Annotated in this window: 9 protein-coding genes; 4 read left to right on the top strand and 5 right to left on the bottom strand. The window is 59.9% G+C overall.

The annotated features are described in order from the left end of the window. Positions 1-41 precede the first annotated feature (41 nt). Positions 42-2,510 carry an Rne/Rng family ribonuclease gene (locus HPQ64_RS13190; RefSeq protein WP_172888961.1) on the bottom strand — a complete coding sequence of 823 codons (2,469 nt, stop codon included), beginning with the start codon at positions 2,508-2,510 and terminating at the stop codon, positions 42-44. Positions 2,511-3,293: 783 nt separating this feature from the next. Between HPQ64_RS13190 and HPQ64_RS13195 the strand changes: the two genes are divergently transcribed. The 3 genes from HPQ64_RS13195 to prfB all read left to right on the top strand — a co-directional run bounded on the left by HPQ64_RS13195 (position 3,294) and on the right by prfB (position 8,450). Further along, positions 3,294-4,535 (top strand): N-acetylmuramoyl-L-alanine amidase, encoded by a 1,242-nt coding sequence (locus tag HPQ64_RS13195; protein ID WP_343035998.1) that lies wholly within the window; start codon positions 3,294-3,296, stop codon positions 4,533-4,535. Between the two features lie 209 nt (positions 4,536-4,744). Then, complete coding sequence (locus HPQ64_RS13200) at positions 4,745-7,204, top strand: penicillin-binding protein 1A (protein ID WP_172888962.1); 2,460 nt, start codon at positions 4,745-4,747, stop codon at positions 7,202-7,204. A 114-nt stretch (positions 7,205-7,318) separates the two neighbouring features. Beyond that, positions 7,319-8,450, top strand: a protein-coding gene (prfB, locus tag HPQ64_RS13205) for a peptide chain release factor 2 (protein ID WP_172888963.1) whose coding sequence is annotated in 2 segments (ribosomal slippage) — positions 7,319-7,387 and positions 7,389-8,450 — 1,131 coding nt in all. Because the reading frame shifts where the segments join, the coding sequence is not laid out codon by codon here. Between the two features lie 51 nt (positions 8,451-8,501). Here the strand turns inward: prfB and HPQ64_RS20720 are convergent. From HPQ64_RS20720 to bcp, 3 genes are all read right to left on the bottom strand, one after another. Then, positions 8,502-9,725 carry a peptidoglycan DD-metalloendopeptidase family protein gene (locus tag HPQ64_RS20720; protein ID WP_172888964.1) on the bottom strand — a complete coding sequence of 408 codons (1,224 nt, stop codon included), beginning with the start codon at positions 9,723-9,725 and terminating at the stop codon, positions 8,502-8,504. A 174-nt stretch (positions 9,726-9,899) separates the two neighbouring features. Further along, positions 9,900-10,760, bottom strand: a complete 861-nt coding sequence (locus HPQ64_RS13215; protein ID WP_172888965.1) for a ferritin-like domain-containing protein — start codon at positions 10,758-10,760, stop codon at positions 9,900-9,902. Positions 10,761-10,763: 3 nt separating this feature from the next. After that, entirely contained in the window at positions 10,764-11,231 is a 468-nt protein-coding gene (gene bcp / locus HPQ64_RS13220) for a thioredoxin-dependent thiol peroxidase (RefSeq protein WP_172888966.1), read from the bottom strand. 309 nt (positions 11,232-11,540) lie between these two features. Here bcp and HPQ64_RS20725 point away from each other — a divergent pair, with 309 nt between their 5' ends. Next, positions 11,541-14,720 (top strand): AsmA-like C-terminal domain-containing protein, encoded by a 3,180-nt coding sequence (locus tag HPQ64_RS20725; RefSeq protein ID WP_172888967.1) that lies wholly within the window; start codon positions 11,541-11,543, stop codon positions 14,718-14,720. 184 nt (positions 14,721-14,904) lie between these two features. Here HPQ64_RS20725 and tyrS read toward each other — a convergent pair whose 3' ends face one another. Beyond that, complete coding sequence (gene tyrS / locus HPQ64_RS13230; protein WP_172888968.1) at positions 14,905-16,158, bottom strand: tyrosine--tRNA ligase; 1,254 nt, start codon at positions 16,156-16,158, stop codon at positions 14,905-14,907. Positions 16,159-16,370: the final 212 nt, after the last annotated feature.

Consider the following 16,370-nt stretch of genomic DNA (forward strand, 5'->3'; position numbering starts at 1 on the left):
GCGAACGGCGGGGCCTCGAATGAACAATCGGCTTGTATCTGTCAGAAGAAGCCGCGGCGTTGCCACCAGCCGGATCGTTTCGGCTTCTTTTCTTCCTTCTCCGGTTCCACCGTCGTTCCGTCCGGTTTTTCCGAAACCACTACAGGCTCCGGCGCGGTGACCTCTTCGCTGGCCGGCGGTTCCGCCGGAGGCGGTGAGGAGATTTCGGCCACATCGACAGTTGCAGCAATAGCAGCAGGTTCTTCGGCCGGCTGTTCCACGCCCGTCTCATCCTCGCCGTCCTCTGCTGTGTCCGATGCTTCGATCGGCTCGCCGGCTGGCGCAGGCGCATCCGTCGATATGTCGGCAGTCCGTGCGTCTTCCCCTTGCGACGGTTCGAACTCTACGCTCTCGGCTTCACGATCGGGCGCTTGCGTGTCGTCAAAGGCCGCATCGGCGCTCGTTTCCGCCTCCGCCGAATCTGCGTCCTGATTGGCACCATCACCCTTACGGCCCCGCCGCCCGCCGCGCCGGCCCCTGCGGCGCTTGCGCTTGCGGTCTTCTTCCCGCTGATCATCATCGGTTTCGGGCGCAGCACTCTCAGCTTCGGCGTCCTGTTCCTGATTGTCGTTGGAGGCACCTGCTTCCGCTTCAGTACTCAGCGCCTCGCCATCACCCTGTCCGGGCTTCCTGCGCCTGCGGCGGCGGCGGCGTTTGCCGCGCCCGCCTTCTTCCTCCCCGCCGTCGCTATCCTCCGTCTCGGGTGGTTCCTCAATCGTCTCCGCAACGGGCAGGATCGTGTCGGGCTGCACGATAGCAGGGGCTGCTGCGACGGCGTCCCGATCGAGCAACTCGCCGCGCTCCAGTACATAGTGCTGGCCGTTCACCATCGTGTCGGCGAGAACCGAGATCTCGAGCGAAAAGCGCGCCTCGAGATCCGTCAGGTGGCTACGTTTCTGGTTGAGGATATAGAGTGCGACCTCGCCAGGTGTGCGTACGATGATGTTATGCGTAACGCCCTTGAGAAGCTGGTCTTCCAGCGAACGCAGGACGTGAAGCGCCACCGATTCCACCGAGCGGATCATTCCGGAGCCGTGGCAGTGCGGACAGACGGTGGTCGAACTTTCCAAAACGCCCGTGCGCAGACGCTGGCGCGACATCTCGAGCAGGCCGAAATGCGAAATCCGGCCGACCTGGATACGCGCCCGGTCGTTCTTGAGGCATTCCTTCATCCGCCGCTCGACCGACCGGTTGTTCTTGTTCTCCTCCATGTCGATGAAATCGATCACGATGAGGCCGGCGAGATCGCGCAGGCGGAGCTGACGGGCGATTTCCTCCGCCGCCTCCAGGTTCGTCTGGAGCGCTGTATCCTCGATATTATGCTCGCGCGTGGACTTGCCGGAATTCACATCGATGGAAACGAGAGCTTCCGTCTGATTGATGACGATGTAGCCGCCGGACTTCAGCGTTACCTGCGGCGAGAACATAGCGTCGAGCTGGGCTTCGACGCCGAAACGCGTGAAGACGGGCGTGGGCTCCCGGTAAGGCTGGACGTTTCGCGCGTGGCTCGGCATGAGCATGCGCATGAAGTCCTTTGCTTCGCGGTATCCCTCGTCACCGGCGACGAGAACCTGATCGATGTCCTTGTTGTAGAGGTCGCGGATCGAACGCTTGATGAGCGAGCCTTCCTCGTAAACGAGGCAGGGCGCGGAGGATTGAAGCGTCAGGTCGCGCACGTTTTCCCAAAGGCGCAGCAAGTATTCGAAATCGCGCTTGATTTCCGCCTTGGTGCGCGAAGCTCCCGCCGTGCGAAGAATGACGCCCATTCCTTCCGGCACTTCCAGCTCGGAAGCGATTTTCTTCAGGCGCTTGCGGTCGGTCGGATTGGTGATCTTGCGCGATATCCCGCCACCGCGGCCGGTGTTCGGCATCAATACGGAATAGCGCCCGGCGAGAGAAAGATAGGTGGTGAGCGCCGCACCCTTGTTGCCGCGCTCTTCCTTCACGACCTGGACCAGAAGCACCTGCCGGCGCTTGATCACTTCCTGGATCTTGTATTGCTTGCGGGCCTTTGGTGCGCGCTGCGGAACTTCTTCCATAGCGTCTTCCGCGCCAACGGATTCCACCTCGTCCTCGTCGACATCGTCATCCGCACCGTTCGCGTCGCCCCCGTTTGCATCGGAGGCTTTCGCGCGCCTGGGCTTTTCGTTCGCCTCTTCGCCGTTTTCCTCTGCGCCGCGCTGCTCGGCGTCTTCCTCTTCGAGTAGCGCTTGCCGGTCGGCGACGGGTATCTGGTAGTAATCCGGGTGGATTTCGCTGAAGGCAAGGAAACCGTGCCGGTTTCCGCCATATTCGACAAAGGCGGCCTGAAGCGACGGTTCGACCCGCGTCACCCTGGCCAGATAAATATTGCCGCGTAGTTGCTTTCGACTTGCTGCCTCGAAATCGAATTCTTCAACACGATTGCCGCGTACCACGACCACCCGGGTTTCTTCCGGGTGGGCCGCGTCTATGAGCATTTTGTTCGCCATCGATTAGGATCTCCACGGCCGGTCCCCGGTGCCGGAGCGCATATGCGGCTCCGCGCTGCCTGGCAGGTCCGGTCGCCTGGTTGTTCTTGCTGCGGGAAGGGAGCAGGGCGTTGCGCGCGTAGGCACCGCGGAGCGCCGCGACGGGAGTGTCGCGTCTTGTCGCTCCTTGTGTTGTCGGTCTCGCGCTGTTGCTCATGGCAACGCCTGCCCAAATTGATACCACGTGGGTTCGCCAGTCTGGCGAACGTCGGAATTTGCCGGCAGGTAAACCTGTCGTCGAACGAGCCTCGGATTCGAGCTGCTCTGAAGAAATGGATTTTATGCCACGCGCGGGAAGCGCGTTCGGACTACACCCCTCAACGAGGGTTCGGCCAGTTCGCGCCGGAAAACGACGCCCTTGCCCGAAACTTGTCGGTCAGGGACGGCGGTTTGCCTTGCCGCAATGCCCGGATCCATCGGGATCAACGGTGTTCGGTTGCGACGCGGAACCCGGCACGGGCTCCAAACCTTCGAGATACCCGGCTCAGACATAATCTGAATCCGAAACCCGTTCTTTTCCTTTTACGGGTGGTAACAGCGGAACGCAAGCAATGTTAAACGACGTAACGGAAACAATGTTGCAACTGGACATGTGAACCTTTGTTGCCCAGGCTCAACACTTCGGCGCGGTCTTACCCCGCGGCGGTTCGCGCCTATTGTCAATGGAAGGTTAACTTGCCATCCATTATGCAATGGGGAAGCGATGCGCTGTCGCATCGCAACAACAGAGAATCAGGTGCCCCGGTGATCCGTAGCATTCAGGTCCCAATTGCAGCTTGCCTCGCGCTTGCGCTCTTCACGGGTGCTGTCAGGGCCGCGGATACGGACGCGGTGCAAGCGCCCGTCGCGGAGGCGGCGCGCCTTGCGGGCGATGGGGTGCGAACGCGCTTCATAATGGACCTTGCCGAGCCGGTGGATTTCGTGATCTCCACCCTGGCCGATCCCTATAGGGTGATCATCGATCTGCCGGAGACCCGCTTCGACTTCGGCGAGGATGCCGGCAAGGATGGCCGCGGCCTCGTTTCGGCATGGAGGTATGGTCGTTTCGCGCGCGGCAAGTCACGTATCGTCCTCGATGCGGTCGAACCCGTCACCGTCGACAAATCCTTTATCCTTCCTCCGGTGGAAGATCAGCCCGCCAGGCTCGTGCTGGATCTGGTGAAGACTACGCGCGAAGCTTTCCTGGAAGGCATTTCGCGGCCCGAACCTGCGTCACATGCGGTGACGAAAGGCGACAAACTGACGGCCAAGTTGGCTTCCTCGCGCCCGCTCATCGTCGTCGACCCGGGGCACGGCGGCATCGATACCGGGGCGACGGGCAGGGGCGGCACTCTTGAAAAGCAGGTTGCGCTCGACTTTTCGAGCCTGCTCAAGAGAAAGCTCGAGGAAACGGGGCGTTACGATGTGGAGATGACGCGTGACGGAGATGTCTTCGTTCCTCTGAAGAAACGGGTCGAGATCGCGCGTGCCCTTGAGGCCGATCTTTTCATCTCAGTACATGCGGATTCGGTTCGCGTCGGCAAAAACGAAGTTCGTGGCGCATCCGTCTATACTCTTTCCGAAAAGGCGTCGGATGCCGTTGCGGCCGAACTTGCCGAGCGTGAAAACCGCTCCGACGTGATAGCGGGCGTGCATCTGGAGGACGAGCAGAGCGAGGTTGCTGATATTCTTATTGACCTTGCGCGCCGCGAAACGAAGAAGTTTTCGATCTTCTTCGCTCGCACGGCCGTGGATGAGCTCCGATCGGCGGCAAGGGTGATCAAGAATCCTCACAGGTCCGCCGGGTTTCGGGTGCTTGAGGCGCATGATATGCCTTCCGCGCTCGTCGAATTGGGATATCTGTCGAATCGTCTGGACGAAAAGCTGCTGACAAGTGACGAATGGCGAGAGCGCATGACGACGGCGCTCGTTGCTGCCGTCGACCGGTTTTTTCGTCCGCGCCTTGTCAGGAGTGGAGTGGCAAGTTCGGCGAGCTCGACCCAATAAGTTTGGCATTCGCAACGGCATTGGCCGAGAAAACCGTTTTCACCGCCTCAGCATCGCCATATTGGTTGCGGAATGAGGTGATGAAGGAAATCGCGTTGTGCGGGGCCGGGTTGCGTTGAAAGGCGGCCCATGAATGAAAGTCCCGATTGAGCCATCTGGCCGCATATGGCAGACAGGCGCAACGCAGGATCGGAAAACGAGCCGACAATATGAAGTTTTTTGTCAAGTTCTTCGGCTACCTTTTCGGGATCGGAACGGTACTGTTCCTGATCGTCGCGGCGGGTATTTGGATGTACCTGTCGGAAATGGGCAAGGATCTGCCGGACTATACGGCGCTGAAGAACTACGAACCGCCGGTAATGACACGTGTTCACGCCGCCAATGGCCAGCTTATGGCGGAGTATGCGCGCGAACGGCGGTTGTTCCTGCCGATCCAGGCCGTTCCCGATGTACTCAAGCAGGCGTATATCTCCGCTGAGGACAAGAACTTCTACAACCACTTCGGCATCGACCCGGAGGGTATTGCCCGCGCCGTCGTCGCATTCGTTCAAAACTACGGTTCCGGCCGGCGCCCGCAGGGGGCGTCTACCATCACACAGCAGGTGGCGAAGAACTTCCTGCTCACCAACGAGCTTTCGATCGAACGCAAGATCAAGGAAGCTGTCCTGGCGTTGCGCATCGAGCAGACGTTCACCAAGCCCGAAATCCTCGAGCTCTATCTTAACGAGATCTACCTTGGCCTTGGCGCCTATGGCGTGGCGGCGGCCGCGCTCGTTTATTTCGACAAGTCGGTGCACGAATTGACGATCGCCGAGGCCGCGTATCTCGCGGCTCTTCCCAAGGCACCGAATAACTATCACCCCTTCAAGTACACCGATGCTGCGATCGCGCGCCGCAACTGGGTGATCGACCGTATGGTCGAAAACGGCTACGTCGCCGTGGAAGCTGGCGAAAAGGCCAAGGCAACCCCGCTGGAGGTCACGCCGCGCACCCGAGGATCGCATCTCTTCGCCTCCGAATACTTCTCCGAGGAAGTGCGCCGCACGCTTGCCGAAATGTATGGCGAGGACAGGCTCTATGAAGGCGGCCTTTCCGTGCGTTCGACCCTTGATCCTGAAATGCAGGAACTTGCGCGAAAGACGCTGATGGACGGCCTGATCGAGTTCGACCGCCGCCGTGGCGGATGGCGCGGGCCGGTGGAGAAAATCGACCTTGGCGCAGGTGACTGGGGGGAAAAGCTTGCCGAAGTCAAGAGCCTGAGCGACGTTCCGGAATGGACGCTCGCCGTAGTGCTTTCGGTCAACGGCAGGGAGGCGGAGATCGGCCTGCGGCCGGAGCGGCTCGTTTCGGGCGCGCTTTCGACGGATCGCATGCGCGGCGTCATTCCTTTCGACGCCATGAAATGGGCAAGGGTGAGGGGGCGCAGCCCCGACTCGCCCGACGACGTCCTTTCGCCTGGCGATGTAGTCTATGTTAAAAAGCAGGAAGGTCCGGCGGCCTCCTATTATGAATTGATGCAAGTACCAAAAGTATCCGGCGCGCTGGTGGCGCTTGATCCTTACACGGGCCGCGTGCTGGCGATGTCCGGAGGCTTCAGTTTCGCCGAAAGCGAGTTCAACCGCGCGACGCAGGCGTACCGGCAGCCTGGCTCTTCCTTCAAGCCGTTCATATATGCTGCGGCCCTCGACAACGGTTATACGCCGTCAAGTGTGGTGCTCGATGCGCCGCTGGAGATCAGCCAGGGGCCGGGATTGGAGACCTGGCGCCCGCAGAACTACGGCGGCAAGTTCTACGGCCCGTCGACGCTCCGCACCGGTATCGAGCTTTCGCGAAACGTCATGACCGTGCGCCTAGCCCAGGATATGGGCATGCCGCTCGTCGCGGAATATGCCAAGCGCTTCGGCATCTACGACAATATGCTGCCGGTTCTGTCCATGTCGCTCGGTGCCGGCGAGACCACGGTCCTGCGCCTGACGACCGCATATGCTACGATCGCCAATGGCGGGCGCAAGCTGGAGCCCACCCTCATCGACCGGATTCAGGATCGCTACGGCAAGACGATCTACAAACACGACCAGCGCATCTGCGATGCTTGCATGGCCGAGACCTGGGACGGTCAACCCGAACCGGAGCTTGAGGACAATCGGGAGCAGGTGCTCGATCCGATGACGGCTTATCAGATCACCTCGATGATGGAAGGCGTGGTCCAGCGCGGAACGGCAACCAAGGTGCAGGCGGTTGGACGCCCGGTTGCCGGCAAGACAGGCACGACGAACGACGAAAAGGATGCCTGGTTCGTAGGTTTCACGCCAAATCTGGCCGTTGGCGTCTTCGTCGGTTACGACACGCCGAAGCCGATGGGCCGTGGCGCGACGGGCGGGCAGGTCGCCGCGCCGATCTTCACGGAATTCGTGAAGGAGGCCCTGGCGGACGAGCCGCCGGTGGAATTCCGGGTGCCCGAAGGATTGCAGCTTATTCCGATCAACCGCCGCACGGGCTTGCGCGCTTCGGCGGGTGCGCCTGGCACGATCCTCGAAGCCTTCAAACCGGGTACGGCGCCGCCTGATGAATATTCGATCATCGGCTTCCAGGACGAGATTGGCATTCCGCGCGATGTCTCTCCGGATGCGGGACGCGCGGTGCTAACTGGAACGGGCGGTCTTTATTGATCGCCTGTAAAACTCCTCCCATATATTTACAGCGATTGGGGCCGCGGCTATGGTCGCGCCCCGCCGGGCGCAACAGCTCGGTCTGAAATTCACCCGCGAGAAAAAGGGGATGCGATGCGCGCCGAAACCGAGGCCGTGGTCGATGAAATCAAGCAGGCCATAAGCCTGCTGAGGAGGCATCTTTGACTGGGATACCGCAGTCTCCCGGCTTGATGAACTGAACGCGCTTTCCGAAGATCCGGAACTTTGGAACGACCCCTCCCGCGCACAAAAACTCATGCGCGAACGCCAGCATCTGGATGACAATATCGGCGGTGTCCGCAAGCTGGAAAGCGACCTGTCGGACAATCTTGAATTGATTGAGCTCGGCGAGGCCGAAGGCGATCAGGATGTCGTTTCGGAGGCCGAAAGCACCCTGAAATCGCTGAAGGGCGAGGTTGAGAAACGCCAGCTCGCGTCACTGCTTTCCGGCGAGGCGGACGCCAACGATGCCTATGTCGAAATCAACGCCGGCGCCGGCGGGACGGAGAGCCAGGACTGGGCAAGCATGCTCTTGCGCATGTACACCCGCTGGGCGGAACAGCACGGCCACAAGGTCGAGCTTCTGGAAGTGCACGACGGCGAAGAAGCCGGCATCAAGTCCGCCACGCTTCTTGTCAAGGGCGAGTGGGCCTATGGGTGGCTTAAGACCGAATCGGGCGTTCACCGCCTTGTTCGCATCTCGCCTTACGATAGCCAGGCGCGGCGCCATACCAGTTTCGCTTCGGTATGGGTCTATCCGGTGATCGACGATTCCATCGAGATCGAGATCAACGAGAGTGACTGCCGGATAGATACCTATCGCGCTTCCGGCGCGGGTGGTCAGCACGTCAACACAACCGACTCCGCGGTTCGAATCACCCACCAGCCGACCGGCATCGTGGTCCAGTGCCAGAACGAACGTTCCCAGCACAAGAACCGTGCCCAGGCCTGGTCGATGCTGAAGGCGAGACTCTATGAACTCGAGCTTCAAAAGCGAGAGGAAGCCGCCAGCGCCGAAGCGGCGTCGAAGACATCGATCGGCTGGGGTCACCAGATCCGTTCATACGTCCTGCAGCCCTATCAGTTGGTCAAAGACCTTCGAACCGGTGTGGAGACCACCAGTCCTCAGGCAGTACTTGATGGCGATCTCGACGCTTTGATGGAAGCGGCCCTGGCCCAGCGTGTTCTGGGTGAAGAACCCGCAGAAGTCGAGGATGTGGAATAAAACCGAAGGGCGGAAATACTTCCGCCCTTTTTTACAACGTAGAGGCTGTCGTCAGATCACGTCCGCAAGCTGATAGCCAGCGTTCAAAAACCTGCGCGGGTTGATCGCCTTGCCGTTTACGCGAAGCTCGTAATGCAAATGAGGTCCGGTCGACCGGCCGGTGGATCCGACCAGCCCTATCACTTCACCGACCTCAAGTTGTTCACCATTCTTCACAATAATGCGGCGTAAATGCGCATAACGGCTCACGATTCCATTTGTATGTTCGATCTCCACCATCAGCCCGTAACCACCGTTCCGGCCGGCGAATGTAACCTTGCCGGAAGCAGGGGCCTTCACCTTCGTTCCGCGCGACGCTCTGAAGTCGATACCGGTGTGCATTGCCATGCGGCGGACGAAAGGATCGAGGCGCGGTCCGAAGGATGAGGTGACCTTCGCGTCCGATATGGGAGCGCGAAGGGGAACGGCCTGTGCGGCGGACTTCAGGGATTCGAGCTTTTCGAGTGCAGCCTCCGCACGGTCCAGCCGTTGGTGGAAAGCATCTCCCTCAATGCCCACGAACGGACCGCCTAGGCCTGAATTCTGCCCGTCTTCGGGAATGGAGGCGAGATCGAGGCCAAGGTCGGAAGCGGTGCGCTCGATCTTGCGGATATCCCGGGAAGCCGAAACCGCGATGATATCCAGCGCGGAATAGGTCTCGTCGTTCATCCGCTCGAGGGAAGACGTGATGGAACTGAAGAGCGTGTCGCTTTCTTCATCTAGGGAAAGTGCGGCTTCCTTGTCTGGAAGAAACGTCGACCCTCGCAATCCGATTTCGGCGTCGAGTTCAATAGGTTCGCTGGTTCCGCCGATCCCGTCGGACGCCTCCCGCGTACCCGGCGTACCTGGTAATTCCAGCTCTCCCGGTTTGCGGCGCGGCAGATTGTCGGCAAGAGAAAGCGTGATCCCGCTGTCGGCCGCTTTTGCGAGGAGGACGGAAACGCGGGCGTGCCGTTCGTCGAGCTCGCGCTGCCGAAGGACAAGACCGTCGACCTTTTCCTCCAGGGTTCTACGATCGATGACCGATCGGCTGGTTAGTCGATCGATCTGCGCCCTGAGGTTTGCTATCCGGTCCTCATACCTCAGTTGAAGTTGCGCCTGCTTTTCGGTCGATGTGCGGATGATACCGTCGCGAAGGACTAGGTATCCCGTTGCCCCGATATAACCGACCGCGAAAAGAATACCCGCGCCGGTGATCAGCCCCATCGACCAGGGAGATATCGTGAAGGAGCGCACGTGCCCGGCTCGAGAGATCGTTATGCGATGAGGTTCGCGCCGCTTGCCGAATTGCCGATGATTGTCGTGTGATCGCATCTCAGCCCCGAAGCTGCGTCTTCTTGATGATGACCATTCTTGTCGAGGCTGATTAGAAATCAGTAAGGTTAACAAACCCTTTTGACGTACGGGCAATCAACCCACGAGGCGAACCAGAGGACGGTAGAAACCGGGCGTGAGGCCGGCTTCCGAACGTGCTCGGTCGTTGAACGGCGGCTTGAGGCCGCCCTTGAAGTGCGTGCGCACGAGTTCCTGGAATCGCGGTTCCGGGCTCAGGTTTTGACGATCGCAAATGTAGCGGAACCACTTAGCGCCAAACGCAACATGTCGTTTTTCATCGCGGTAGATGATCTGGAGAATCGATGCCGTTTCCTCATCGCCCAGCGCATTGGATTTCTCGATCATGGCGGGTGTTATATCAAGCCCGCGCGCTTCGAGTACAAGCGGTATGATGGCGAGCCTCGCGGCAAGGTCGTGTCCTGTCGCCTGTGCGGCCTGCCATAGCCCGTCGTGGGCGGGAAGTGTCCCATAATGCGAATCGAGATCCAGAAGCCTGCGTTCGAGAAGCGCGAAATGCTTGGCTTCCTCCAGACCCACCTGAACCCAGTCATCAAAGTATGATCGCGGCATCTTCACATGCGCAAAGCGGCCAATCAGGTCCCAGGTGAGGTCCACGGCGTTGAGTTCGATGTGCGCCAGAGAATGGACAAGCGCGATACGTCCCGCCTCGCCGCCGAGGGATCGTTTGGGCATGTCACGAGGCGGCAGGAGCTCAGGCCTTTCCGGCCGGCCGGGGCGGACAGGCATCGCAAGCGATCCGGAACCACGCCTCAAGGATAATTCACGCCGGAACCATGCACGCGATGTTGCGTAGGCCAGCTCGACCTTCCTGGCGGTATCGGTTTCGGCCACGATCGCGCGCGCCCCGTCCGCAAGCGATGCCGGCTTGTCGGCGGATACGAATTCTTGCTCATCTCGTGCGGGGTTTTCATCCATGCGTCAAAGTGCCTTCGCTGCTTCAAGCACTTCTTCGGCATGGCCGGGAACCTTTACCTTCCGCCATGCACGCGCGACCTTTCCCTTCGCGTCGATCAGGAAGGTCGAGCGTTCGATGCCCATGTATTTTTTGCCGTACATGGACTTTTCCACCCATACGCCGTAGGCGGAAGCTGTTTCGGTTTGCGTGTCGGCCGCCAGCGTAACCGCCAGGCTGTGTTTCGCCTTGAACTTGTCGTGCTTTGCGACGTCATCCGGCGAAATACCGATAACGGTTACTCCCAGTGCCTCGAATTGAGGTGCAAGGTCCGTGAAGGCGATCGCTTCCTTGGTGCAGCCCGGCGTATCGTCCTTTGGATAGAAATAAACGACGACGGGTTTTCCACGCAGGCCGGAAAGCCTGATCTTATCCCCGCCGTCGGTGGGCAGGTCAAAATCGGGTGCTATGCTGTCTTCCGTTATATCGTTCATTTTTTGCCTTCCTTTCGACGCAGGATGCAGGGAATGGGGCGTATGACACAATTTCAACACGCATTGCAGCGATATGCGGCGGTAAAGAGCGTCGATTGTGACCGCCGAAGTTGGCTTAAAGCGCTATCATGACGACGCAGAAAAAGCGAAGCGAACAAACACTCCGGGAAGGAAACGACCGCCCTGACTAGAGGACTGTTTCGGCGAAAAGATTCGGAAAATACGCATGCCGGCAGGCGCTGGGGCAGGCGAATCGCTATTGCGATTTTCCTGCTGATCGCGATCCTTGCCGGAACGGCCGCATATTTCGTGGTTTCAGGCCCGGTGGATGTGCCCAGGCTTGCGCGTCTTGTTGAAGATCGCATTGCGGAAAACGGCCTCCCGGCAGCAGTGACCAGCGCATCCATCGACTTTACGCTTTCGAACGAAGCTTCGATCACAATCGAAAACATGACGGTTGGCTCGCAGGACGAGCAGGGCTTCTCGGTAACCGTTCCGCGCGTTGTAATTCCGGTGGAGCTTTCCGCCTTGCTCGAGGGGCGCGTGAGAATCAGTTCCCTGACGCTTGAGCGGCTGCATCTTATTTTCCGGCCGAAGCCGGCTGGAAAAGACATTCCAAAGATGGCCGATGTGATCGAAAGGATCGATAAGGCATCGCAAGCCATTATGGATGCGTTCGCCAAACGCGGCCTGGAATCCATCCAGGTGGTGAATGGCGATGTCACCATCCGCGCGGATGGCGACCGCTATATCTCCGGCATAGATGCCCGCCTCTCACGGGGCGAAAAGGATAGCCTGATCCTGGAGGCGGATATTGCGGGGCGCTTCGGCCGCTGGGAGATCGAATTTCGGCGCATGATTGACCCGGAAAGCGGCGAGCGAATCGTTTCAGCCTCCTCAAGCCCGCTCACGCTCGGCGAATTCATGGCGCGCGAACGGGATCTCGAGCCGGGAAAAGGGCTTGGCGTGCCGTTTCAACCGCGCTTCGAAGGGCGCTTGACGCAGGACGGCACCTTCAAGAATGCGCGCTTCAACATCGAGGTTGCCGGAGGCTGGATCAAGACCGGTCGATCGGTCGTGGCATTCGACCGCATAAATGTCGGGTTCGCCTGGGCTCCTGGCCTCGACGGGTTTCGTATCCAGCCTTCTCACTACGTGAGAGGGCGGACGGTGATCCCGTTCCAGGGCTTGGTGGAAAGCCCGCGCGACTGGGGCGACGCCTGGTCCTACAAGATAATCTCGCGCAACGCACGGATACTGCCGGGCGATGTTTCGGGCAGGCCGCTGCCCGTAAGTACTTTGCTCGTGCAGGGAAGAGCAGATCCGGAACAGCGCACGATCTTTTTCGATCGGGCGGCGATTCGCGCCGCTACCGCCAAGATAGACGGCGCGGGGTCTGTCCAGTTGACCGACGAGGGCCCTTATCTGGCGCTCGCGCTTGAAAGCGAGGGGATGCCGGTCGCCACGCTGAAACGCCTGTGGCCCGTGACCTTTGCGCCGCCGGCGCGCGACTGGGTGATCGATCATCTGCTTTCGGGCAACATCGAACACGGGCGCGCGAATGTATCGGTGGGCCCTGGAGCATTCGACCGTTCGAGCCCGGATCCGGGTTGGAGCGGCAATGACGTTGGCGCGGAAATCAAATTTAACGGCGTCGGACTTACCAGTATCGGCACCGTTCCGGCGCTACAGGATGTGGATGGTGCTCTCGTCATCGCGGACGAAGCCCTGACGATCGACGGCACGAACGGACGTTTCGACCCGGGCGGCGGAGAAACGGTCGCCGTGCCTCGGGTGAAATTTTCGATTCCGAACTTTCGTCAGCAGATAGGCAAGGTGGGTCGGCTGGAAATCGCGGGCGAGGGGGCGAGCGCCGCGCTTGGTGCAATTCTCGACAGCAACCCGTTCAATGCATTGGAAAAACAAGGTATTTCGCCGCAGGACCTGTCGGGAGACGGAACGCTTAATCTGGAGGCGGAATTTCCGCTTGTAAAGAAGCAGAGCTTCAAGGATGTCGACTGGAAGCTGACCGGTAATCTCAAGGGCTTTTCGATCGCAAAGCCGGTGAAGGGGAGGCGGATCGAGAAAGCAGATCTGTCGTTTTCGGTCGACGGCAGCAGTTTTGCGGTCAACGGGCGGGGCCGCCTCGACGGCCTTGCGGCGGATATCGACATATTCGAGCCGCTTGGCGAAATCACGCAGGGCGATACGGAAAGCCTCGCCCGGCAGGGTATTGTGCTCGACGTATCGGCTGAAGACCTGAAAAAACGCGGCATCGACCTCGGTTCGATGGTCAGCGGCGACATGACGGTGTCCCTCGACAACAGCGCTCAGGGCCAGCTTTACGAGATTGACCTGACGAATGCGAAGGTCGCAATCTCGGAACTGGGTTGGCAAAAGAGCTCAGGCGTCCCGGGTTCGGCGAAATTCGAACTCGTTAAATCCGATGCCGGACAGGAGTTGCGGGACTTCCAGTTGACCTCGGAGGGTGTCGACATCAAAGGTGCCGTCTACCTGGCGCCATCAGGCGAGCTCAAGCAAGCGCGTTTCAGCGAGTTCAAGCTTCGCCCGAGCGATTCCGCATCCCTCAAGATCACAAGGACCGGCCGCGACGCACTTCGCGCGGAGCTGACCGCGCAGCAGTTCGACGGGCGCGGCCTGATCGCCGCAATTCGTTCGAACAGCACGGATTCCGGCAAAAATTCAGGCGAGGGCGGCTCGATATCGGTGAATGCCGATATCGCTCTCTTGCTCGGTTTCAACGGTGTGTCGGCGCGGGACGTGAAGCTTGACCTCGAGCGGTCGGGCGATGACCTTCAGGATTTGTCGCTGAAGGGGCTGACCGGCGGCAAAAACGCATTTGAGGTAGACTATTCACCGGACGGCGAAGGAGGAATGCTGAGCGGGACGCTGGCGAATACCGGAGAGGTTCTGAGATTCCTCGACTTTTACAAGCGCATGCGCGGCGGCCGCGGGAGGCTTTCCGTCGATATGGACGCCAATGACAATTGGGTCGGCTCGCTTGTCGTGAAGGACCTGTCGATCACCGAAGATCCGGCGATCAAGGAGCTGAGTACGATACGTCCGGTGGCGGGTGATGATGGCGCGTTGGTACGTAATCTCGGGGCCGTGCGCCAGGGTGAGGCGTCATTCCAGCGCATGAGCGTTTCCTTCCGCCGAAGCGGAGATACCATTACCGTGACAGATGGCACCATGACGGGCGCCACCGTCGGCGGGACATTTTCCGGGACTGTGAACCTAGGCAGCAAAACCCTTGATCTTACAGGCACTTTCGTGCCGGCTTTCGCGCTCAACAATCTGTTTGCGAAGATCCCGGTGCTCGGTTTCGCGCTTGGCGGCGGCAGCGACGAAGGGTTGATCGGCGTTACCTATCGGGTAACGGGCGCACTTGCCGACCCGCAGCTTTCGGTCAACCCGGTTTCGGCAATCGCGCCCGGAATCTTCCGCAAATTGTTTGAATATCGTTGATTATCAATAGGATATCGAAAATTGCGGAATCGATCCGCGAAAGCGTCCAACTCGACGCAAAACATGCCTAATTCGGTGCTTTAAGGGGCCAAAAAGGTGAATGAGAAATCCGACGGCGCCTGCGGGCCGCCGGATTCTGTTTCTCAAGATCTTTGCCGAACCGTGAGGCTCAAGCGGGGATAAGTCAGACCGGCTTCAGAAGAACGTGGCGCTTCTTCCCCAGCGAGAGTTTGATCACACCGTCCTCGACCAGGTCGGAAGCCGTCAGCACGCGCCGTTCATCGCTTTCCGGCTTGTCGTTGATGCGGATCGCACCGCCCTTGATGTTGCGGCGAACCTCGCTGTTGGTGGCGCACAGCCCGGCGGTCACGACGGCACTCAAAAGGCCCAGGCCTTCGCTGAGGTCACCCTGGCTGATCTCGACCGTCGGCAGACCCTGGGCCAGCGCGCCTTCCTCGAAGGCCTTGCGGGCCGTCTCGGCCGCCTGGTCCGCCGCCTCGCGGCCATGGGCCATGGCGGTCGCTTCCGTCGCCAAAACCTTTTTCGCTTCGTTGATCTCCGATCCGCCGAGGCTTGAAAGCCGCGAAATCTCGTCGAGCGGCAACGTGGTGAAGAGCTTCAGGAAACGCTCGACATCCGCATCCTCGGTGTTGCGCCAATACTGCCAGTAGTCATAGGCCGACAGCATGTCCGGATTGAGCCAGACGGCGCCAGCCGCCGTCTTACCCATCTTCGCGCCCGAAGACGTGGTCAGGAGCGGCGTGGTGATGGCGAAAAGCTCCACATCCTCCATCCGCCGGCCGAGATCGACGCCGGAGACGATGTTGCCCCACTGATCCGATCCGCCAAGCTGAACGCGGCAGCCGGTGCGCCGGTAAAGCTCCACGAAGTCATAGGCCTGCAGCAGCATGTAGTTGAACTCAAGGAACGACAGATGCTGCTCGCGCTCCAGACGCAGGCGCACGGAATCGCGCTGGATCATCTGGTTGACCGAAAAATGCCGCCCGACGTCGCGCAGGAACGGAAGGTACTCGAGCTTCATCAGCCAGTCGGCATTGTCGAGCATGAGCGCGTCCCTCGGCCCTTCGCCGAAGGACAGGAACCGGTCGAACACCTTGCGGATGCCGGATTTGTTCTCCTCGATCATTTCCTCGGTCAGGAGAGGGCGCGCCTCGTCGCGGAAGGAAGGGTCGCCGACACGGGTGGTGCCGCTGCCCATCAGCGCGATCGGCTGGTGCCCGCACTTCTGCATCCAGTGCAGGATCATGATCTGGACGAGGGAACCGACATGCAGGCTTTTCGCCGTGCAGTCGAAGCCGATATAGGCGGTGACCGTCTCGGACGAATACAGCTTGTCGAGCCCTTCCGGGTTCGACACCTGATGGATGAAGCCTCGCTCCTGGAGGGTCTTCAGAAAGTCCGATTTGAAAGCGGTCATCTCGCCAGTTTCCATATTTCCCGTGATTGGATTGAGTAGCCGGCCCGAAAAGTGCTCAGAAACAAGGCCGGCCCGCTCTATAGCCGATGCGGGACGCAATTTCACGGGGGAAATGGGAGAGAGGGGGCGTGGATTGAGGGAGTGATGATAGAAACTAATTGTCGCAGCTGTGGCTACGTTATTGCGTTTCTGGTTTTCATGCGCGGGCAACG

The sequence above is a fragment of the Hongsoonwoonella zoysiae genome (genome assembly GCF_013266695.1).
In the GTDB taxonomy this organism is placed as follows: Bacteria; Pseudomonadota; Alphaproteobacteria; order Rhizobiales; family Stappiaceae; genus Hongsoonwoonella; species Hongsoonwoonella zoysiae.

Bases quoted from the DNA above. Each gene is read 5' to 3' on its own strand.
- HPQ64_RS13190 (WP_172888961.1), bottom strand. From the start codon at position 2,510: ATGGCGAACAAAATGCTCATAGACGCGGCCCACCCGGAAGAAACCCGG.
- HPQ64_RS13200 (WP_172888962.1), top strand. From the start codon at position 4,745: ATGAAGTTTTTTGTCAAGTTCTTCGGCTACCTTTTCGGGATCGGAACG.
- HPQ64_RS13215 (WP_172888965.1), bottom strand. From the start codon at position 10,760: ATGGATGAAAACCCCGCACGAGATGAGCAAGAATTCGTATCCGCCGAC.
- bcp (WP_172888966.1), bottom strand. From the start codon at position 11,231: ATGAACGATATAACGGAAGACAGCATAGCACCCGATTTTGACCTGCCC.
- tyrS (WP_172888968.1), bottom strand. From the start codon at position 16,158: ATGACCGCTTTCAAATCGGACTTTCTGAAGACCCTCCAGGAGCGAGGC.